The organism is Pseudoxanthomonas taiwanensis (assembly GCF_010093135.1).
GTDB classification, from domain to species: Bacteria; Pseudomonadota; Gammaproteobacteria; order Xanthomonadales; family Xanthomonadaceae; genus Pseudoxanthomonas; species Pseudoxanthomonas taiwanensis.
The window spans coordinates 1-17,830 of record NZ_PDWK01000062.1; the positions used below are offsets into that span (position 1 = coordinate 1).

A 17,830-nucleotide genomic window follows, 5' to 3' on the forward strand; every position below is an offset into this window, starting at 1 on the left:
GTCTCCGCCCCCCGCGTGCGGCGGCGACACCCTGGCGGAGTGGGACAGGTGCGCCATCCCGGAGGACGGGGGCTACACCTCCCCCGGCGGCGGCTCGGGCCGGGGTTGCCTGTAGGGTAAGCCCAGGCCGGCGGGGGCCGCGCGGGAGGCCCGCGGCGCCGGGGCGGCGGGCCGGGGCCGTGCCGGTGGCGCCGGCGCGGCCCGGGCGCGCGCACCGCCGCCTGCCGCGGGGGCGCGGCAGGGTCGGGACGGCGCGTGGGCAGGATGGCCGGCGCGATGCCGGCCGGACCGGACGGCGCGGCGGGGCCGGCGCCGCGGGCGGGGATCAGCGGGGCAGGTCGCCGGCCGCCGCGGGCTGGTAGCGCACGGCCTTGACCCGCAGGTTCAGCTTGCGCCCGCCGGGCGCCTCCCACTCGATGCTCTGGCCGACCGACAGGCCGAGCAGGGCGCTGCCCACCGGGGCCAGCACGGAGACGTGGCCCTTTTCCACGTCGGCCTCGTTCGGATAGACCAGGGTGAGCACGTGCTCCTCGCCGCTGGCCACGTCCTCGCACTCGACCTGCGAATGCATGGTGACCACGTCCGGCGGCACCTGCTCGGGCGGCACGACCTCGGCGCGGTTGAGCTCGTCCATCAGCGCGATGGCGGCCGGGTGGCGGCTCAGCACCGGCGAGTCGAGCATGGCCTCCAGTCGCGCGAAATCGCGGCTGGAGATGATCAGTGAAGGGGGATGGCCGCTTACGGGCTGGGTTGGCATGTTGGCTCCTGTTGCAACGGGCGCCCCGTGGGACGCCCATGAAAAAACGGCGGCGCGTTTCCGCTCCGCCTCGGGTCATCGGGTTGTGGGAACACCGTAGCCCGGAACGGGCCACGGATCAACCGTGGCCGTTCAGCCCCAGTCGCTGCGCGGCAGCGGGGCGGCGACGGCGTTGGCCGCGGGCTGGTCGCCGGGCGTGAGCAGCCCCGGCGGCAGGTCGCGGAACACCTGCACCAGCCGGCCCAGGAAGCCGGCCATGGCCGAGCTGCGCCGCCAGGCCATGGCGATGCTGCGGCTGGGCTGGGTGCCGCTGAACGGCAGCAGGCGGACGTGGGCCGAGCAGGCCACCGGCGGCTTCACCGCCAGGGTCGGCAGCAGGGTCACGCCGACGTTGGCGGCCACCATCTGCCGCAGCGTCTCCAGGCTGGTGGCGCGGAACTCGGTCTTCTCGAGCGCGCCGGACAGGCGGCACACGTCCAGGGCCTGCTCACGCAGGCAGTGGCCGTCCTCCAGCAGCAGCAGGCGCTGGTCGGCCAGGTCGTCCAGGGTGAGGGTGCGGCGCTGGGCCAGCGGGTGGCCGTCCGGCACCGCCAGCACGAACGGCTCCTCGAACAGGAACTCGGCGTGCAGCTGGTCGTCGTGCAAGGGCAGGGCCACCACCACCGCGTCGAGCTTGCCCTCGCGCAGGCGGGTGAGCAGCTCGTCGGTCTTCTCCTCCACCAGCAGCAGCTCCAGGTGCGGGAAGCGGGCGCGGATGCGCGGCACCACATGCGGCAGCAGGTAGGGCGCCAGGGTGGGGAAGATGCCCAGGCGCACGGTGCCGGCCTCCGGGTCCTGGCTGCGGCGCGCGGCCTCGCGCATCTGCTCGACCTCGGCGACGATGCGGCGGGCGCGCTCGGCGGCCTCGCGCCCGGCCGGGGTCAGCATCACCTTGCGCGGGGCACGCTCGACCAGCGGCACCCCCAGCTCGTCCTCGAGCTTGCGGATCTGGGTGGAGAGGGTGGGCTGGCTGACGTAGCAGGCGGCCGCGGCCCGGCCGAAATGCTTGTGGTCGGCCAGGGCCACCAGGTACTTCAGGTCGCGCAGGTTCATTGCACGGTTCCTCCGGAAAGCCGGCCCGGGCCGCCCGCCACCCGGCAGGACCGGGCGCGAGGCAACCCTAGCGCGTTCAGACCGCTTCCGCGACCGCCGAGGCGGAGGCCGGGGCCGAGGTCCGGATCAGGTGGTCGAAGGCGGCCAGGGAGGCCTTGGCGCCTTCGCCCATCGCGATCACGATCTGCTTGTACGGCACCGTGGTGCAGTCGCCGGCGGCGAACACGCCGGGTAGCGAGGTCTGGCCGCGCTCGTCGACCACGATCTCCCCGCGCGGGCTCAGCTCGATGGTGCCCTTGAGCCATTCGGTGTTGGGCAGCAGGCCGATCTGGACGAACACGCCTTCCAGTTCCAGCCGGTGGCTGTCGCCGCCGACGCGGTCCTTGTAGACCAGGCCGGTGACCTTCCTGCCGTCGCCGAGCACCTCGGTGGTCTGGGCGCTGGTGATGATGGTCACGTTGCCCAGGCTGCGCAGCTTGCGCTGCAGCACTTCGTCGGCGCGCAGCCTGGCGTCGAACTCGATCAGGGTGACGTGGGCGACGATACCGGCCAGGTCGATCGCGGCCTCCACGCCGGAGTTGCCGCCGCCGATCACCGCCACGCGCTTGCCCTTGAACAGCGGGCCGTCGCAGTGCGGGCAGTAGGCCACGCCCCTGTTGCGGTATTCCTCCTCGCCCGGCACGCCCATCTGCCGCCAGCGCGCGCCGGTGGCCAGGATCACCGCCCTGGACTTCAGCGAGGCGCCGTTGGCCAGCTTCACCTCGACCAGGCCGTCGGCGCCGGCCGGGACCAGCGTCTCGGCACGCTGCAGGTTCATCACGTCCACGTCGTAGTCGCGCACGTGCTGCTCCAGCGCCGCGGCCAGCTTCGGGCCCTCGGTGTGCGGCACCGAGATGAAGTTCTCGATAGCCATGGTGTCCAGCACCTGGCCGCCGAAGCGCTCGGCCGCCACGCCGGTACGGATGCCCTTGCGTGCGGCGTAGATGGCCGCGGCCGCGCCGGCCGGGCCGCCACCGACCACCAGCACGTCGAACGGGGCCTTGGCCGCAATCTTCTCCGCCTCGCGCTTCTCCGCGCCGGTGTCCAGGCGCGCCAGGATCTCCTCCAGGCCCATGCGGCCGGCGGCGAACGGCTGGCCGTTGAGGAACACGGTCGGCACCGACATCACCTCGCGCGCCTCGACCTCCTCCTGGAACAGGGCGCCGTCGATGGCCACGTGGCGCACGTTGGGGTTGAGCACCGCCAGCAGGTTCAGCGCCTGGACCACGTCCGGGCAGTTCTGGCACGACTGCGAGAAGTAGGTCTCGAACAGGAACTGGCCCTGCAGGCCCTTGGCCTGCTCGATGGCCTCGGCGGTGACCTTGGGTGGGTAGCCGCCGACCTGGAGCAGGGCCAGCACCAGCGAGGTGAACTCATGCCCCATCGGCAGGCCGGCGAAGCGCAGGTGGATGTCCTGGCCGGGGCTGGTGAGGGCGAAGGACGGCTTGCGCTCGGCGTCGTCGCGGCGCACCTCCAGCGAAATCAGCGGGGACAGCGCCTCGATGTCCTGCAGCAGGGCCTGCATCTCGCGTGAGCCGTCGCCGTCGTCCAGCGAGGCGACCATCCGCACCGGGCGGGTCAGGCGTTCCAGGTAGGCCTTGAGCTGGGTCTTGAGGTTCTCGTCCAACATGGTGCTGCTCCTGCAGGCGGAATCGGTGGCGGAAGGGCGGCAAGCCGCCCCCGTCGCGCCCGGGTGCGGGCACGGCGTGCGATCGGGGGAGTGGACCGGAGCCGACGCGGCGGTGGCGGGGCGCGATGGCTCCGGTCCACTCCCCCGCCGGATGGCGGGGGAGGGGAGCCGCCCCGGCCGGGGGCCGGGGCGCGCGGGACCTCAGATCTTGCCGACCAGGTCCAGCGAGGGGGCGATGGGCTTGGCGCCTTCCCGCCACTTGGCCGGGCAGACCTGGTTCGGGTTGGCGGCCACGTACTGGGCGGCCTTCAGCTTGCGCAGGGTCTCGCTGATGTCGCGGGCGATGGCGTTGTCGTGGACCTCCATGGTCTTGATCACGCCTTCCGGGTTGATGATGAAGGTGCCGCGCAGGGCCAGGCCCTCCTCCTCGATGTGCACGTCGAAGGCGCGGGTCATCTGGTGGGTCGGGTCGCCGATCAGCGGGAACTGGGCCTTGCCCACCGCCGGGGAGGTCTCGTGCCACACCTTGTGCGAGAAGTGGGTGTCCGTGGTCACCACGTAGACCTCGGCACCGGCCTTCTGGAACTCGGCGTAGTTCTCGGCGGCGTCCTCGACCTCGGTCGGGCAGTTGAAGGTGAAGGCGGCCGGCATGAAGATCACGACCGACCACTTGCCCTTCAGGGTGGCGTCGGTGATCTCGACGAACTCGCCGTTGTGGTAGGCGGTGACCTTGAACGGCTTGATCTGGGTGTTGATCAGGGACATTCGGGAGTCCTCTTGGTTGGGTTGGTGGAAAGGTGCGGTACGCATCCTAGGCGGTTGCGATAGATGATTCAAATCGATTAAAGGGATTGAATAGATAGACTGTTCCTATCGATCGGCCAAGAACCGTCTTTCGTGCACCGCGCAAGCTGGCGTTCCGCGCCGCCCTGGGCCATCGTTTGCGGATGCAGACACCCCCACCCCGCCTGGCCGACCTGCTGCGCGAGGCGGCCGCCCGGATCGGCCGGGAAGACGCCGAACCCCTGCTGCAGCACGCCCTGGGCCGCGACCGCGCCTGGCTGTTCGCCCACGCCGACGAGCTGGTGGAGGCTGCCACGGCGGCGCGCTTCCGCGAGCTGGTGGAGCGGCGCGCGGCCGGCGAGCCGGTGGCCTACCTGACCGGCCGGCGCGGCTTCTGGACCCTGGACCTGGAAGTCGGGCCGACCACGCTGATCCCGCGCCCGGAGACCGAGCTGCTGGTGGAGCTGGCCCTGGCCCGGCTGGACCCGGAGGCGCCGGCGCGGGTGGCCGACCTGGGCACCGGCAGCGGCGCCATCGCCCTGGCCATTGCCTGCGAGCGGCCGGCCGCGGCGGTGGTGGCCACCGACATCAGCGGCCCGGCCCTGGCCGTGGCCGTGCGCAACGCCCGCCGCCTGGGCATCGGCAACGTCTGGTTCCGGCGCGGCAGCTGGGAGCGCGCGCTGGGCCGCGACCGCTTCGACCTGATCGTCTCCAACCCGCCCTACATCGCCGAGGGCGACCCGCACCTGGGGCAGGGCGACCTGCGCTTCGAGCCGCCGGCCGCGCTGGCCTCCGGCGCCGACGGCCTGGACGCGATCCGCGCCATCGCCGCCCTGGCTCCGCGGCACCTGGTGCCGGGCGGCTGGCTGCTGCTGGAGCATGGCTGGGAGCAGGGCGCGGCGGTGCGCGCGCTGCTGGCCCAGGCCGGTCTGGTGGAGGTGGGCACCGCACGCGACCTGGAGGGGCGCGAGCGCGCCAGCCTCGGCCGCATGCCCGGCTGAGCCGGGCGCGGCCGGAAGGCGGCGCTAGAATCGGCGGCCCATTCGCCGACGAGGTCGCGCATGCGCACGCTCTATCCCGAGATCGAACCGTTCGACACCGGCATGCTGCGGGTCGACGACCGCCACACCCTGTACTACGAACAGTGCGGCAACCCGCAGGGCAAGCCGGTGGTGCTGCTGCACGGCGGCCCGGGCGGCGGCTGCAACGCCAGGATGCGCCGCTTCCACGACCCGGCCAGGTATCGCATCGTCCTGTTCGACCAGCGCGGCGCCGGCCGTTCCACCCCGCACGCTGATCTGGTGGACAACACCACCTGGCACCTGGTGGCGGACATCGAGAAGCTGCGCGAGCACCTCGGCATCGAGCGCTGGCAGGTGTTCGGCGGCAGCTGGGGCTCGACCCTGGCCCTGGCCTACGCCCAGACCCATCCGCAGCGGGTGACCGAGCTGGTCCTGCGCGGCATCTTCATGCTGCGCCGCTGGGAGCTGGAGTGGTTCTACCAGGAAGGCGCCAACCGCCTGTTCCCGGATGCCTGGGAGCACTACGTCGCCGCCATCCCGAAGGTGGAGCGGCACGACCTGATCTCGGCCTTCCACCGCCGCCTGACCAGCGACGACGAGGCCACCCGCCTGGCCGCGGCCAGGGCCTGGAGCGTGTGGGAGGGGGCGACCAGCTTCCTGCACGTGGACCCGGACTTCGTCAGCAGCCACGAGGATCCGCACTTCGCCCTGGCCTTCGCCCGCATCGAGAACCATTACTTCGTGCACGGCGGCTTCTTCGAGGTCGAGGACCAGCTGCTGCGCGACGCGCACCGCATCGCCGACATCCCGGGCGTGATCGTGCACGGCCGCTACGACGTGGTCTGCCCGCTGCAGAACGCCTGGGACCTGCACAAGGCCTGGCCGAAGGCGAAGCTGGAGATCACCCCGGCCTCCGGCCACTCGGCCTTCGAGCCGGAGAACGTGGACGCCCTGGTGCGCGCCACCGACGCCTTCGCCGGCTGAGGCGCGGGCCTGAACGGTGCCGGCCGCGCCCGGGGCGCGGCCGGCGTGGAGGGCGGTCGCGGACCTGGCGCCGGGCTCAGGGCACGGGCACGGCGGCGTCCGGCACGGCCGGGGCCGGCGGCGGCTCCGGTTGCAGCTCGGCCGGGGTGGGCTGCGGCACCAGCGGCACCGGGAACAGGTCGGTCTGCCCGGCCGGGCGGGGCGGCGCCGGACGTTCGACCTCCTCCGGCAGGAAGCGCTCCAGCACCGAGAAGAAGCGCTTGTAGAAGTTGGGGTCCTGCAGGGTCTGGCTGGCCACCTTGACCAGCGAGTCCTCGGTGGTGCCGATCGGCAGCGACACCGAACCCAGGGCGCTGACGCCCAGGCTGGCCGAGGTGTTGCTCTTGCGCAGGGTGTAGCGGTCCAGCACCGCGTTGACGAACACCACGGTCTGCTGCTCGCCGCGCAGCGCGGGCATGCACACCGCGCGGAACTCGACCTGCTCGTGGCTCTCGTCCTGCTGGAAGTACTTGCGCGCCTCGACCACGTCGGCGTCGGCGCGACCGACGACGAAGCCCTGGCTCAGCAGGGCACGCCGCGCCGCCTCGCAGGTCTGCGCCGGCGAATGGTCGAAGGTGCGGGTGTAGGTGTTGGACGAGTCGAAGGTCTCGGCCGCGGACGGCCCCGGCTTGTGCCGCACCTTCGGCATGGAGCAGCCGCACGCCAGCGCGGCCGCCATCAGGGGGATGAGCAGGAAACGTGAAGCGGGCATTGCGTCGGATTCACGTGACAGGCAACCGCCCGAGTATGCCGGATCGGCACGGCCTGCGCGTGGCGCCGGCACCGCCGTTGGCCCGCGATTCAACCGGACGGGCCGGCCGCGGCCGCCAGCATGCGCGGCTCCAGGGCGCGCAGCAGCCGTGCCAGCCGCCGCGCCCATGCCGCCTGCCCGTCCGCGTCGGCGATCAGGTCCTGGCGGATCTCCAGCTCCACGTGCGGCAGCCCGCGCGCCTCGCCGTGCACCGGGATGGCGTAGTCGGTTGCGTCGCTGACCGCGTAGGGCTGGTTGTCGCCCACCACCAGGTCGCCCTCGGCCTGCAGCAGGTCGCGCAGCGCATGGGCCAGGCGCGCGTCGCGCTGGTAGAGCACGCCGCAGTGCCAGGGGCGGGCCACGCCGCCCATGACCGGGGGGAAGCTGTGCAGGGTCACCAGCAGGGTGGGGCGGCCGGCGTCGCGGCGCGCGTCCAGCTCGCGGGCGATGCGGGCGTGGTAGGGCAGGAAGATCGCCTGCGCCCGCGCCGCGCGCGCGGCCGCGTCCAGGCCCCGGTTGCCCGGCACCCCGGTGCCGTCGCTGGCCTCGACGATCGAGGTGGGCGAGGTCAGCGGCCGGTTGCAGTCGATCACCAGGCGCGAATAGGCCTGCAGGATGGTCCAGGCGTCCAGTGCCGCAGCCAGGTGCCGGGCCACGCCGGCGATGCCGATGTCCCAGCCGATGTGGCGGTCGATCTCGCCCGGCGGCAGGCCCAGATCGCCCAGCGCGGCGGGGATGGCCCGGCCGGCGTGGTCCGCCACGAACAGCCAGGGCGAGCGGCCGTCCGGGCGCAGCACCTCGAAGGGTGGCGGATCGCCGGGCCGCAGCAGCGCCGGCGCCGCCAGGGTGGCAAGGGTCTCAGCGTTCACGCGGGGTCCCGTCCAGTTCGTGTTCGATCATCCACAGGCCGGCCCAGAGCTTGGCGTCCAGCTCGTAGCCCTGCCGCATCTTCTCCACCAGCCAGGCCGCGGCGCGCGTGCGCGGGATCTCGTGCACGGTGATGTCCTCGCTGGCGTCGCCGCCGCCGGCGCCGACCCTGCGCAGGCCGGTGGCGCGCACGAAGGCGATCCGCTCGCTGCTGGCGCCGGAGGAGGTGGGGCCGACGAGCAGCACCTCGGCGTGGTCGGCGGTCCAGCCGGTCTCCTCCTCCAGCTCGCGGATGGCGGAGGCCTCGATCGACTCGCCGGCGTGGACGTCGCCGACCAGGCCGGCCGGCATCTCGATGGTGCGCGCCTGCAGCGGCACGCGGAACTGCTCGACGAACAGCACCCGGTCCTCGGGCGTGACCGCGACGATGATCGCGGCCAGGCCGCCGGCGTGGGTGCGCTCGGAGTACTCCCAGCCGTCGCGCACCACCATGCGCTGGTAGCGGCCCTCGTAGACGATGCGGGGTTCGGACGGTCCGGCCATGGCGCAGATGCTAACCGGGCAGGGACTCGGCCGCGGCGCCGGGGCCGGCCTCCGGCGCCAGGCCGGCGGCGGCCAGCAGGCGGCGCCGGGTCATCGGGCCCATGCGCAGGGTCGCGGCCAGGGCCTGGAGCATGTCCGGATCGGCCTCGGCGCGGGTCGCCGCCGGGCCGGCGTAGGGCAGCGGCGCGTCGCAGGCGATGGTGGTCAGCCGGCGCCACAGCCGCACCTGCTCGCGCTGCTCGCGCAGCCGCGCGGCGATCTGTGCGGCGCCGCGCAGGCGCAGGAACGCGACCTCGTCCACCCGTTCCAGCAGCGCGTCCAGGCTGCCGAAGTGGGCCAACAGCACCGCCGCGGTCTTGGCGCCGATGCCGCCCACGCCGGGGATGTTGTCGATGGCGTCGCCGGTCAGGGCCAGGTAGTCGGCCACCTGGTGCGCATGCACGCCGTGCCGCGCCTTGACCCCGGCCGCGTCCCAGCGCTCGCCGCGGGCGTAGTCCCACTGCAGGTCGCGCTCGCCCAGCAGCTGCGACAGGTCCTTGTCGGCCGAGACGATCACCCCGTGGAAGCCGGCCGGCCGGGCGCGGTGCAGGGCGCTGCCGATCAGGTCGTCGGCCTCGTACTCGGGATGGGCCAGCACGGCCAGGCCCAGCGCCGCGCACAGCGCCTTGCAGTGCGCGAACTGGCGGCGCAGCGCCTCCGGCGCCGGCTCGCGGTTGGCCTTGTAGGCCGGGTACAGGCGGTTGCGGAAGCAGCTGTCCAGCGCCTCGTCGAAGGCGATGGCGATGTGCCGCGGCCGTTCGCGCTCGAGCAGGTCCAGCAGGAAGCGGGCGAAGCCGTGCACCGCGTTGACCGGCCAGCCGTGGCTGTCCTGGAAGGTGTCGGGCATGGAGTGCCAGGCCCGGAACACGTACAGGCTGGCGTCCACCAGGTACAGCGGCGACGACGGACCGGCGTGGCTCACGGTGTCCAGTCCGTCAGCAGCTGGCGCGGGTCCGGGCGCTCGCGCTCGGGGGCTTGCTGGCGCGGGGTGCCGATGTGGATGAAGCCGACCACCTGCTCGTTGCCGGCCAGGCCGAGGTGGCGGGCCACCTCGCGGTCGTAGGCCATCCAGCCGGTCAGCCACTGCGCACCGAAGCCGCAGGCCTGCGCGGCCTGGAGCAGGGCGAAGCACACGCAGCCGGCGGTCAGCAGCTGCTCCTGCTCGGGAACCTTGTGCCCGGCCTGCAGGCGCGCGACCACCGCCAGAACCAGCGGTGCGCTGGCGAAGCGGTGCAGCGCCTTCTCCACCTGCGACGGCGGCGCCTGCGGGTCGCGCTGCAGCAGGCGCTCGGCCATGAACCGGCCCAGCGCCGCACGCGCCGGGCCCTGGATGCGCAGGAAGCGGAACGGCACCAGGCGGCCGTGGTCGGGCACGCGCACCGCCGAGGCGAGCATGCGCAACAGGGTGGCCTCGTCCGGGCCGGGTTCGCCCAGCTGCAGGGCCGGGACCGAGCGGCGCCGGTCGAGCAGTTCCAGCGCGGGATGGGAAGGCGTCATGGGTCCATGGGGTGGGCGGCGCGTGCCGCGGCCCGGGAAGTATAGGCCGGGGGCGCCCGTGGCCCCGGCGCGGGCCGGGCCTGCAGGCGGCGCTCAGGCGCCGGCGTGTATGCTGGCCCTGCCGCACGCGTGCCCGCGATGCCGGCGGCCCGGATGTCCGGGCGAATCCCCGTTCGGAGGCGCGATGGGCGTGCGTGTGGCAACCCCGGAAACCGCCGGCGGCGCGTGGCGCCGCCTCCCGCCGCGGCCGTCCCGCGGCCCGCGCCGCGATGCCCGGTGCGTGGCCGCCGCCGGAACTGCCCACTGCATCACGGTCAAAAGGGTCGCCGGGGGCTTACGATGCACGGTGCGGAAGAGGGGGGCCGCGCCAACCATCCTGTCAATCCTGCCCGTGCGGGGGGCACGCGCATGAGCATCGCCGACTCCACCCACCGCCCCGGCGTCCGGGACCCCCGGCTGCTGGCCCAGGCGCGCGACGCCTTCCTGCCGCCGCTGGGCGACGCCTTCGCAGCCGCGGTGGCCCGCTACGACGACGCCCTGTTCGATCGCGCCGAGCGTGCCGGGGCCGCGCAGATGCAGTACCTGGACGGCATGCGCGAGCTGCGCCGGCGCCGCGACGAGATCGCCGCGCGCTTCCGCGCCCAGCTCGACCGCGCCTGGAAGACCCTGGAAACCGGGCAGCCGCTGAAGGCCGAGGCGGTGCTCTCCGGCCAGGCCGAGGGTGGCCTGGCGCTGATCACCGACCAGGAGCTGGAGTCGCGCCTGGCCGTGCGCAACCTGGCCAGCGTGCTGTTGCGCGACTGCAAGGCGGTGCTGGCGCGGCTGGACCGCCGGCTGGGCTGGCTGGCCGCCATGGAACTGGACGCCGACACCAACCCGATCGGCCCCGAACACATCGGCGTGGCCGTGCACCAGGCCTTCGCCACCTGCGACCTGGCGCCGGAAGTGCGCCTGGTGGGGATCAAGCTGTGCGAGCGCGACTTGGGCGCGATCGCCGGCAAGCTCTACGAGACGCTCGACCAGCTGCTGCACCGCGCCGGCGTGCTGGCGGGGGAGGATCGGCCGCCGCCGGCCCCCCCCCCGCGCCCGCCCCCGGCGGGGATGGACGCGCCGCAGGCCCCGCCGCGCGAAGGCGCGACCGCGGACGCCTGGGCCTCCGCCACCGCCGCCGGCGGCGACGAGGCCCCGGCTTGGGCGGGGCGCTTCCTGGAACGCTGGAGCCAGCCCCACGGCGGCGCCGGCGCGGCCGCCGCGCCGGCCGGCGAGGGCACGCCGGGCGCCGGCTTCCATGGCGACCCTGCCGCGGCGGCCGCGGCCGCCCCCACCCAGGCGATGCTGCTGGATGCGCTGCCCGAGCTGCTGCAGCGCAGCCGCCAGACCCGCGAGCCGGAGCAGCCCGCGCAGGCCCCGCCGGCGGCCGCGCAGCGGCCGCTGAGCCAGCGCGAGATGCTGTCGGTGCTGTCGCTGCTGCAGGTCTCGCCGAGCGCCACCCTGCGCGCGGCCATCGGCGACCAGCAGGAATCGCTGTCCCAGCGCCTCAAGAGCGAGGTGCTCTCCGGCGCCAGCCAGCTGGGCGTGGACCCGTCCAGCGCGCGCCTGGATCCCAAGGACGAGGACGCCATCGACCTGGTCGGCATGCTGTTCGACGTGCTGCTGGACGAACGCGACCTGTCCGGCCGCCCGCGCGAGCTGATCGGCCGCCTGGTGGTGCCGTTCGTCAAGGTGGCGCTGCTGGACCGGCGCATGTTCGTGCAGAAGACCCACCCGGCGCGGCGCCTGCTCAACGCCCTGGCCGAGGCCTGCGAGGGCAACACCGGCGAGAGCGCGGCCGAGCGCACCCTGCTGGCCAAGGTCGAGGAGATCATCGAGCGCCTGGTGACCGAGTTCAACGAGAACCTGGCCATCTTCATGACGCTGGAGGAGGAGTTCCGCGACTTCCTCGAGCAGCACCGCCGCCGCATCGAGATCACCGAGCGGCGCGCGGCCGAGATCCAGCGCGGCCAGGAGCGCCTGGAGCTGGCCCGCAAGCGCGCCGAGGCCGAGCTGTCGGCGCGCCTGGAGGGCCGCGAGCTGCCGCGCGCGGTGCAGGAGTTCCTGTGCAGCCCGTGGCAGCACCACCTGACCCTGTGCCTGCTGCGCGAGGGCGAGGAGGGTGCCTCGGTGGCCGAGGCCCTGGCCCTGGCCGACGGCGTGCTGGAGGAGCTGGAGGAGGCGCGCCGCCACGTGGTCGGCAAGCCGTGGCTGCAGGCGCTGCAGCCGGGCCTGCAGAAGGTGTTCGCCAGCGTCGGCCTGCACGGCGACGCGGCCGATGCCGCCATCTCCGCCCTGCACGACACCCTGCAGGCGGTGGCCGACGCCCGGCCGGAGCTGGAGCGCGCGCTGCCGGAGCTGCCGCCGGTGGCCCTGCCGCAGCCGGCGCCGGTGGAGCGCAGCCCGATCGAGCTGGTCGGCGGCACCGACACCCTCGACTTCGACCACGCCGACGCCGACCGCATCCGCGCCCTGCCGCTGGGCACCTGGCTGGACTTCATCGACAAGGACGGCCGCGTGACCCCGGGCAAGCTGTCGTGGATCAGCCCGATCTCCTCGCGCCTGCTGTTCGTCAACCGGCGCGGGGTGCGCTTCTGCGTGGCCTCGGCCGAGGAGCTGGCGGTGATGATCCGGCTGGGCCGCCTGCGCATGCACGTGGCCGACGACGGCGCCTTCGACAGCGCCATGCAGGGCGTGATCGAGCGCCTGGACCCGGGCCAGCCGCAGCGCCCGGTCACCCTGCACTGAGCCGGCGCCGGCCGCGGCTGGCGTCGCGGCCGCGGGCGTTTGCTAGCATCGCCGCTCGACCTGCGGACGAAGCGAGGGGGATGGCATGGCGGTGGAAGTGCTGGTCCTGAAGGAAAGCGCGGCCGGCGAGCGCCGGGTGGCGGCCACGCCGGAGACGGTGAGGAAGCTGCTGGCGGCCGGGGCGCGGGTGCGGTTCGAACCCGGTGCCGGCCTCGGTGCCGGCATTCCCGACCAGGCCTACCGCGACGCCGGCGCCGAGCCGGCCGGCGCGGACGCGCGCTCCGGCGCCGACGTGGTGCTGTGCGTGCAGGCCCCGCCGGCGGAGGTCCTGGCCGCGTTCAAGCCCGGCGCGGTGCTGGTCGGCATCCTCCAGCCCGAGGCCGAGCCCGCGCGCGCCGAGGCGCTGCGCGGCCGCGGCCTGCGCGTGTTCCCGCTGGAGCGGCTGCCACGCACCACCCGCGCCCAGGCCATGGACGTGCTCAGCTCGCAGGCCGGCATGGCCGGCTACAAGGCCATGCTGATCGCCGCGCAGCTGGCCCCGCGCTTCTTCCCCATGCTCACCACCGCCGCCGGCACCATCCGCCCGTCCAGGGTGCTGGTGGTCGGCGCCGGCGTGGCCGGCCTGCAGGCCATCGCCACCGCGCGCCGCCTGGGCGCGCAGGTGGAGGGCTTCGACGTGCGCCCGGAGACGCGCGAGCAGGTCGAGTCGCTGGGCGGCCGCTTCTTGGACCTGGGGGTGAGTGCGGTGGGCGAGGGCGGCTACGCCCGCCCGCTGACCGACGAGGAACGCGCGCTGCAGCAGCAGCGCCTGGCCGAGCACCTGAAGGGCATCGACGTGGTGGTGTGCACCGCCGCCGTGCCCGGCCGCCCGGCGCCGAAAATCATCAGCCGGGGCATGGTCGAGGGCATGAAGACCGGCGCGGTGATCGTGGACCTGGCGGCCGAGACCGGCGGCAACTGCGAGCTGACCGTGCCCGGCCAGACCATCGGGCACGGTGGGGTCACCATCGCCGGTCCGCTCAACCTGCCCAGCCTGGGCGCGGTGCACGCCAGCGAGATGTACGCGCGCAACGTGTGCAACTTCGTGGCCCTGTTCCTGAAGGACGGGACGCTGTCCTTCGACTGGAACGACGAGCTGCTGGCCAGGACCTGCTGGCCGGCGCCGCCGGCGCAGGAGACGCCGGCGGCCGCACCGGCGGCCGGCACGTCCGGCTGAGGCCGGTCAGCGCGGCGCCGGGGGCGGATTGTCCTGCACCCACTGCCGGCGCTGGTCCGGCGTCATCTGGCGCCAGCGCTCCATGAACTGGCGGCGCTGCTCGGGCTCCATGTCGCGGGTGGCGTGGAACAGCGCGCGCGCCTGCGCGCGCTGTTCCGGGCTCATCCGCTCGAACCGGCCCATGCCGCGGCGGGCGCGCTCGCGCTGTTCCGGCGGCAGCTCCTTCCAGCGCCTGGCGTGCTCGAGCATGCGCGCGCGCTCCTCCGGCGCGGCGGCGTTCCAGCGGTCGCGCAGCGGCGCCACCAGCAGCTCGCGCTGTTCGGCCGAAAGCTGCTCCCAGGCCGGCAGCGGGGCGTCGTGGCGCTCGCCGGCCGGCGCGGCGAAGGGCAGGGACAGGGCCAGCAGGCAGGCGGCGATGCGGGTGTTCATGGGCTTACTCCATGGCCAGGGCGTCGGCCGACGCCAGCCAGACGTAGAAGCCGGGGTCTTCCTGCAGCACGTGGGCCGGGTCGGCGGCCACGGCCGCGGATGCGGCATCCGGTGGGGAAACGGGGGCGCGGCCGGGCAACAGCACGGCCGCGGCCAGCACGGCGGCCAGGCCGCTGCCGGCCAGCCACGGGACCAGCCGCGGGAGGCGCCGCGCCGCGCCGGTCCGGGTGGCCGCGTGCCGCGCCGCGCGCAGCCGGGCCAGGGTGGCCGGGGAGAGGTGTTCCAGCGCGTCGGCGTGCAGCTGCCGGGCGCGCAGGTCCAGGGGGTCGGGTGCGGTCGTCACAGGACGTCCTCCATTTGCGTGAGCAGGGCCTGCCGCGCGCGGGACAGGTGGGTCTTCACCGAGCCTTCGGAGCAGCCCATCACCCGCGCGGTGGTGGCCACGTCCAGATCCTCCAGCACGCGCAGGGTGAAGGCCTCGCGCTGCCGGGCCGGCAGCGCGCGCAGCGCCTCCCCCAGGCGGGCGTAGGCCTCGCGCCGTTCGTGGGCCTGCGCCGGGCCTGCGCCGGGGTCGGCCCAGTCGATGGCCTCCTCGCCGCGCGGATCGTCCCCGGCCGGGCTGAGCCAGCGCAGGCGGAAACGCGCGCGCCGCTGCATGTCGATGATGCGCCGGCGCAGGATGCTCCAGAACAGTGGCGTCCATTCCTCCGCCGGGCGGTCGCGGTAGGCGAGCATCTTCATCATCGCGTCCTGCACCGCGTCCAGCGCGTCCTCGCGCTGGCGCAGACCGGCCTCGGCGAAGCGGAACGCGCGCGGGCCGATCTGGGCCAGGAACGCGTCCAGCGACGCCCAGGCGGGCGCGGCCTGGGGCGTGGGCAGGTCGGGCTGCACGGGCGCGGTCACCAGCACAGCTTACCCGGGCAGGCGGCGGAGGGGACGGGCGGATCGGCGCATGCGCGGCTCCGTGCTTCGGTACGCAAGGGAAACGCCCGCGGCGGACCGAGGTTGACCGGGCCGGGTTCGGTTCAGCCCGCGGTTATGGTTATGATGCGGCCAGGCCCCGGGGGGGAGGACGGAATGTCTGACGGACTGGTTGCGCTGTACATCTTCATGCTCGCGGCCATCGCGGGCCACGTGATCATCTCGCGGGTGCCGGTGATCCTGCACACGCCGCTGATGTCGGGATCCAACTTCATCCACGGCGCGGTGCTGATCGGCGCGATGGTGGTGCTCGGCCACGCCGACACCACCCTGGAAAAGGCGCTGGGCTTCATCGCCGTGGCCCTCGGCGCGGGCAACGCCGCCGGCGGCTACGTGGTGACCGAGCGCATGCTGGAGATGTTCAAGTCCTCGAAGAAGCCCGGGGGCAAGGCATGAGCGGCGGCTTCGACCTGCGCCTGTGGCTAGTCGGCGCCAGCTACCTGGTGGCCGCCACTCTGTTCCTGCTCGGCCTGCAGCGCATGGCCTCGCCGGCCACCGCGCGCAGCGGCATCCACTGGGCCGGCGTCGGCATGCTGCTGGCCGCCGCCGCGACCTTCCTGCTGCCGGACCTGCACAACCTGGCGCTGATCGTCGCGGCGCTGGTGCTGGGCACGGTGCTGGCCTGGGTCTCCGGCAGGAAGGTGGCGATCACCGACATGCCGCAGATGGTCGCGCTGTACAACGGTATGGGCGGCGGTTCGGCCGCGGCGATCGGCGCGGTGGAGCTGCTGCGCTACTCCGGGCTGGCGCAGGCCGCGCCGGCCGGGGCTCCGGCGGCCGGCCCGGGCGCAGTGGTACTGGCGCTGGCGGTGCTGGGCTCGGCGATCGGCGCGGTGTCGCTGTCCGGCTCGATCATCGCCTGGGCCAAGCTCGACGGGCGCCTGGACAAGCGTGTGGCCTTCCCGGGCCAGCAGGCGTTCAACCTGCTGGTGGCGCTGGCCATGGTGGTGCTCGGGGCATGGGCGGCCACCAGCCTGCAGCCTGTGGCGATCATCGCCTTCTTCCTGGTGGCACTGTTGCTGGGCGTGCTGATGACCCTACCGATCGGCGGCGCCGATATGCCGGTGGTCATCTCCCTCTACAACGCCTTCACCGGGCTGGCGGTGTCGTTCGAGGGCTACGTGCTGGGCAACGAGGCGCTGATCATCGCCGGCATGATGGTCGGCGCGGCCGGCATCCTGCTGACCCGGCTGATGGCCAAGGCCATGAACCGGCCGATCCGCAACGTGCTGTTCGGCAGCTTCGGCGCCGCCGGCCAGGCGCAGGAGATCAGCGGCTCTCAGAAGCCGATCGAGGCCGGCGACGTGGCGGCGATGATGGCCTACGCCGAGCGCGTGGTGATCGTGCCCGGCTACGGCCTGGCCGTGGCCCAGGCCCAGCACAAGATCTGGGAGCTGGCCCAGCGCCTGATCGAGCGCGGGGTCAAGGTGAAGTTCGCCATCCACCCGGTGGCCGGGCGCATGCCGGGGCACATGAACGTGCTGCTGGCCGAGGCCGGCGTGCCGTACGACCTGATCGCGGACATGGACGACATCAACCCGGAGTTCCCGAACACCGACGTGTCGCTGGTGATCGGCGCCAACGACGTGGTCAACCCGGTGGCGAAGACCGATCCGTCCAGCCCGATCTACGGTATGCCGATCCTTGACGTGGTCGAGTCGAAGAACGTCATCGTGATCAAGCGTGGCAAGGGCACGGGCTTTGCCGGCATCGAGAACGCGCTGTTCTACGCAGACAACACGCGCATGCTCTACGGGGACGGCGCGGAGATGGCCAACGCCCTGGTCGCCGAGCTGAAGGCGCTGGACGGCGGCGGGCACTGACGGAAAACGCCCCGGACCTGCGGACGGGCCCGGGGCGCGGCCGGCGCAGGCCGTCAGAACCGCTGCTGGTACTTCATGTAAACGAAGCGGCCGATGTCGAACTGGCCGGAGTAGGTCACGTTGGAGCTGGGCTGGCTGTACAGCACCGGGCCGACGTGGCCGAACACGTTGTTGGCGCCCAGGGCCACGGTGGCGTCCCACGGCGTGTTCCAGCGCACCTCCAGGTCGTGGAAGGTGTTGGAGCCGACCCGGTTGATCGCGCGGGTCTGCGCCGGGTTGGCCGCCACGTAGTCAGGATCCGAGCACTCGTCCGGAAACAGCGCAGGCGACAGGCAGGTCTCCTTCTGCGAGGAGTAGTAGTCGGCCCTGAAGACCCCCTCATAGCCAGCAGCCATGCGGCCTGTGGCGCCGAGGGGTCGTGTTGAGTTTGCCGGGAACGGATAATCTCCCCCGCGATTCCTTGCAGATTCGGATACCCGATGCGCCGCCGCTCGACGCCCGCCGAGGACCCGACGGTCCGTCCCGATGACTTGTTCCGGGCCCGCCTGGAAACCCAGATC

Annotated in this window: 19 protein-coding genes; 6 read left to right on the forward strand and 13 right to left on the reverse strand. The window is 73.5% G+C overall.

Going from position 1 to position 17,830, the window contains the following annotated elements:
- Positions 1 to 325 precede the first annotated feature (325 nt).
- From rnk to ahpC, 4 genes are all read right to left on the reverse strand, one after another.
- A complete protein-coding gene (gene rnk, locus CR938_RS11245; protein WP_162125103.1) occupies positions 326 to 757 on the reverse strand; it encodes a nucleoside diphosphate kinase regulator in 432 nt (143 codons plus the stop codon).
- Between the two features lie 132 nt (positions 758 to 889).
- Entirely contained in the window at positions 890 to 1,849 is a 960-nt protein-coding gene (locus tag CR938_RS11250; protein ID WP_162125104.1) for a LysR substrate-binding domain-containing protein, read from the reverse strand.
- A 76-nt stretch (positions 1,850 to 1,925) separates the two neighbouring features.
- Positions 1,926 to 3,518, reverse strand: coding sequence for an alkyl hydroperoxide reductase subunit F (gene ahpF / locus CR938_RS11255; protein ID WP_162125105.1), 1,593 nt, complete (start codon positions 3,516 to 3,518; stop codon positions 1,926 to 1,928).
- A 201-nt stretch (positions 3,519 to 3,719) separates the two neighbouring features.
- Positions 3,720 to 4,283 (reverse strand): alkyl hydroperoxide reductase subunit C, encoded by a 564-nt coding sequence (gene ahpC, locus CR938_RS11260; protein WP_162125106.1) that lies wholly within the window; start codon positions 4,281 to 4,283, stop codon positions 3,720 to 3,722.
- Positions 4,284 to 4,465: 182 nt separating this feature from the next.
- On the opposite strand from ahpC, the gene prmC reads away from it, so the two are divergent.
- On the forward strand, positions 4,466 to 5,302 hold the full coding sequence (prmC, locus tag CR938_RS11265; RefSeq protein ID WP_162125107.1) for a peptide chain release factor N(5)-glutamine methyltransferase: 837 nt from the start codon (positions 4,466 to 4,468) through the stop codon (positions 5,300 to 5,302).
- A gap of 60 nt (positions 5,303 to 5,362) precedes the next feature.
- Positions 5,363 to 6,307, forward strand: a complete 945-nt coding sequence (gene pip, locus CR938_RS11270) for a prolyl aminopeptidase (protein ID WP_162125108.1) — start codon at positions 5,363 to 5,365, stop codon at positions 6,305 to 6,307.
- A gap of 76 nt (positions 6,308 to 6,383) precedes the next feature.
- Here the strand turns inward: pip and CR938_RS11275 are convergent, their stop codons facing one another.
- From CR938_RS11275 to CR938_RS11295, 5 genes are all read right to left on the reverse strand, one after another.
- On the reverse strand, positions 6,384 to 7,058 hold the full coding sequence (locus CR938_RS11275; RefSeq protein WP_246191064.1) for a DUF2242 domain-containing protein: 675 nt from the start codon (positions 7,056 to 7,058) through the stop codon (positions 6,384 to 6,386).
- Between the two features lie 89 nt (positions 7,059 to 7,147).
- Positions 7,148 to 7,966, reverse strand: a complete 819-nt coding sequence (locus CR938_RS11280; RefSeq protein WP_162125109.1) for an N-formylglutamate amidohydrolase — start codon at positions 7,964 to 7,966, stop codon at positions 7,148 to 7,150.
- On the reverse strand, positions 7,956 to 8,507 hold the full coding sequence (locus CR938_RS11285; RefSeq protein ID WP_162125110.1) for an NUDIX hydrolase: 552 nt from the start codon (positions 8,505 to 8,507) through the stop codon (positions 7,956 to 7,958). Before CR938_RS11285 ends, CR938_RS11280 begins: the two co-directional genes overlap by 11 nt.
- Positions 8,508 to 8,517: 10 nt before the next feature.
- Positions 8,518 to 9,468, reverse strand: coding sequence for a 5'-3' exonuclease (locus tag CR938_RS11290; RefSeq protein WP_162125111.1), 951 nt, complete (start codon positions 9,466 to 9,468; stop codon positions 8,518 to 8,520).
- A complete protein-coding gene (locus tag CR938_RS11295) occupies positions 9,465 to 10,043 on the reverse strand; it encodes a nitroreductase family protein (protein ID WP_162125112.1) in 579 nt (192 codons plus the stop codon). Before CR938_RS11295 ends, CR938_RS11290 begins: the two co-directional genes overlap by 4 nt.
- Before the next feature lie 408 nt (positions 10,044 to 10,451).
- Here CR938_RS11295 and CR938_RS11300 point away from each other — a divergent pair, with 408 nt between their 5' ends.
- Both CR938_RS11300 and CR938_RS11305 read left to right on the forward strand, forming a co-directional pair.
- A complete protein-coding gene (locus CR938_RS11300) occupies positions 10,452 to 12,821 on the forward strand; it encodes a DUF1631 domain-containing protein (RefSeq protein WP_162125113.1) in 2,370 nt (789 codons plus the stop codon).
- 85 nt (positions 12,822 to 12,906) lie between these two features.
- Positions 12,907 to 14,037, forward strand: a complete 1,131-nt coding sequence (locus CR938_RS11305; protein ID WP_162125114.1) for an NAD(P) transhydrogenase subunit alpha — start codon at positions 12,907 to 12,909, stop codon at positions 14,035 to 14,037.
- Between the two features lie 6 nt (positions 14,038 to 14,043).
- Here the strand turns inward: CR938_RS11305 and CR938_RS11310 are convergent, their stop codons facing one another.
- Genes CR938_RS11310 through CR938_RS11320 form a run of 3 tightly spaced genes read right to left on the reverse strand, consistent with a single transcriptional unit; the run spans position 14,044 to position 15,375 of the window.
- A complete protein-coding gene (locus CR938_RS11310; RefSeq protein WP_162125115.1) occupies positions 14,044 to 14,466 on the reverse strand; it encodes a DUF3106 domain-containing protein in 423 nt (140 codons plus the stop codon).
- 4 nt (positions 14,467 to 14,470) lie between these two features.
- A complete protein-coding gene (locus CR938_RS11315; RefSeq protein ID WP_162125116.1) occupies positions 14,471 to 14,809 on the reverse strand; it encodes a hypothetical protein in 339 nt (112 codons plus the stop codon).
- Entirely contained in the window at positions 14,806 to 15,375 is a 570-nt protein-coding gene (locus CR938_RS11320; RefSeq protein WP_162125117.1) for an RNA polymerase sigma factor, read from the reverse strand. The genes CR938_RS11315 and CR938_RS11320 overlap by 4 nt, the downstream gene beginning before the upstream one ends.
- A 168-nt stretch (positions 15,376 to 15,543) precedes the next feature.
- On the opposite strand from CR938_RS11320, the gene CR938_RS11325 reads away from it, so the two are divergent.
- Both CR938_RS11325 and CR938_RS11330 read left to right on the forward strand, forming a co-directional pair.
- Positions 15,544 to 15,843 carry an NAD(P) transhydrogenase subunit alpha part 2 gene (locus tag CR938_RS11325; protein ID WP_162125118.1) on the forward strand — a complete coding sequence of 100 codons (300 nt, stop codon included), beginning with the start codon at positions 15,544 to 15,546 and terminating at the stop codon, positions 15,841 to 15,843.
- Positions 15,840 to 17,270 (forward strand): NAD(P)(+) transhydrogenase (Re/Si-specific) subunit beta, encoded by a 1,431-nt coding sequence (locus CR938_RS11330; protein ID WP_162125119.1) that lies wholly within the window; start codon positions 15,840 to 15,842, stop codon positions 17,268 to 17,270. Before CR938_RS11325 ends, CR938_RS11330 begins: the two co-directional genes overlap by 4 nt.
- Positions 17,271 to 17,323: 53 nt before the next feature.
- Here CR938_RS11330 and CR938_RS14970 read toward each other — a convergent pair whose 3' ends face one another.
- Positions 17,324 to 17,665: a hypothetical protein gene (locus CR938_RS14970; RefSeq protein WP_425502445.1), complete on the reverse strand. Its 342-nt coding sequence runs from the start codon at positions 17,663 to 17,665 to the stop codon at positions 17,324 to 17,326.
- Positions 17,666 to 17,830 lie beyond the last annotated feature (165 nt).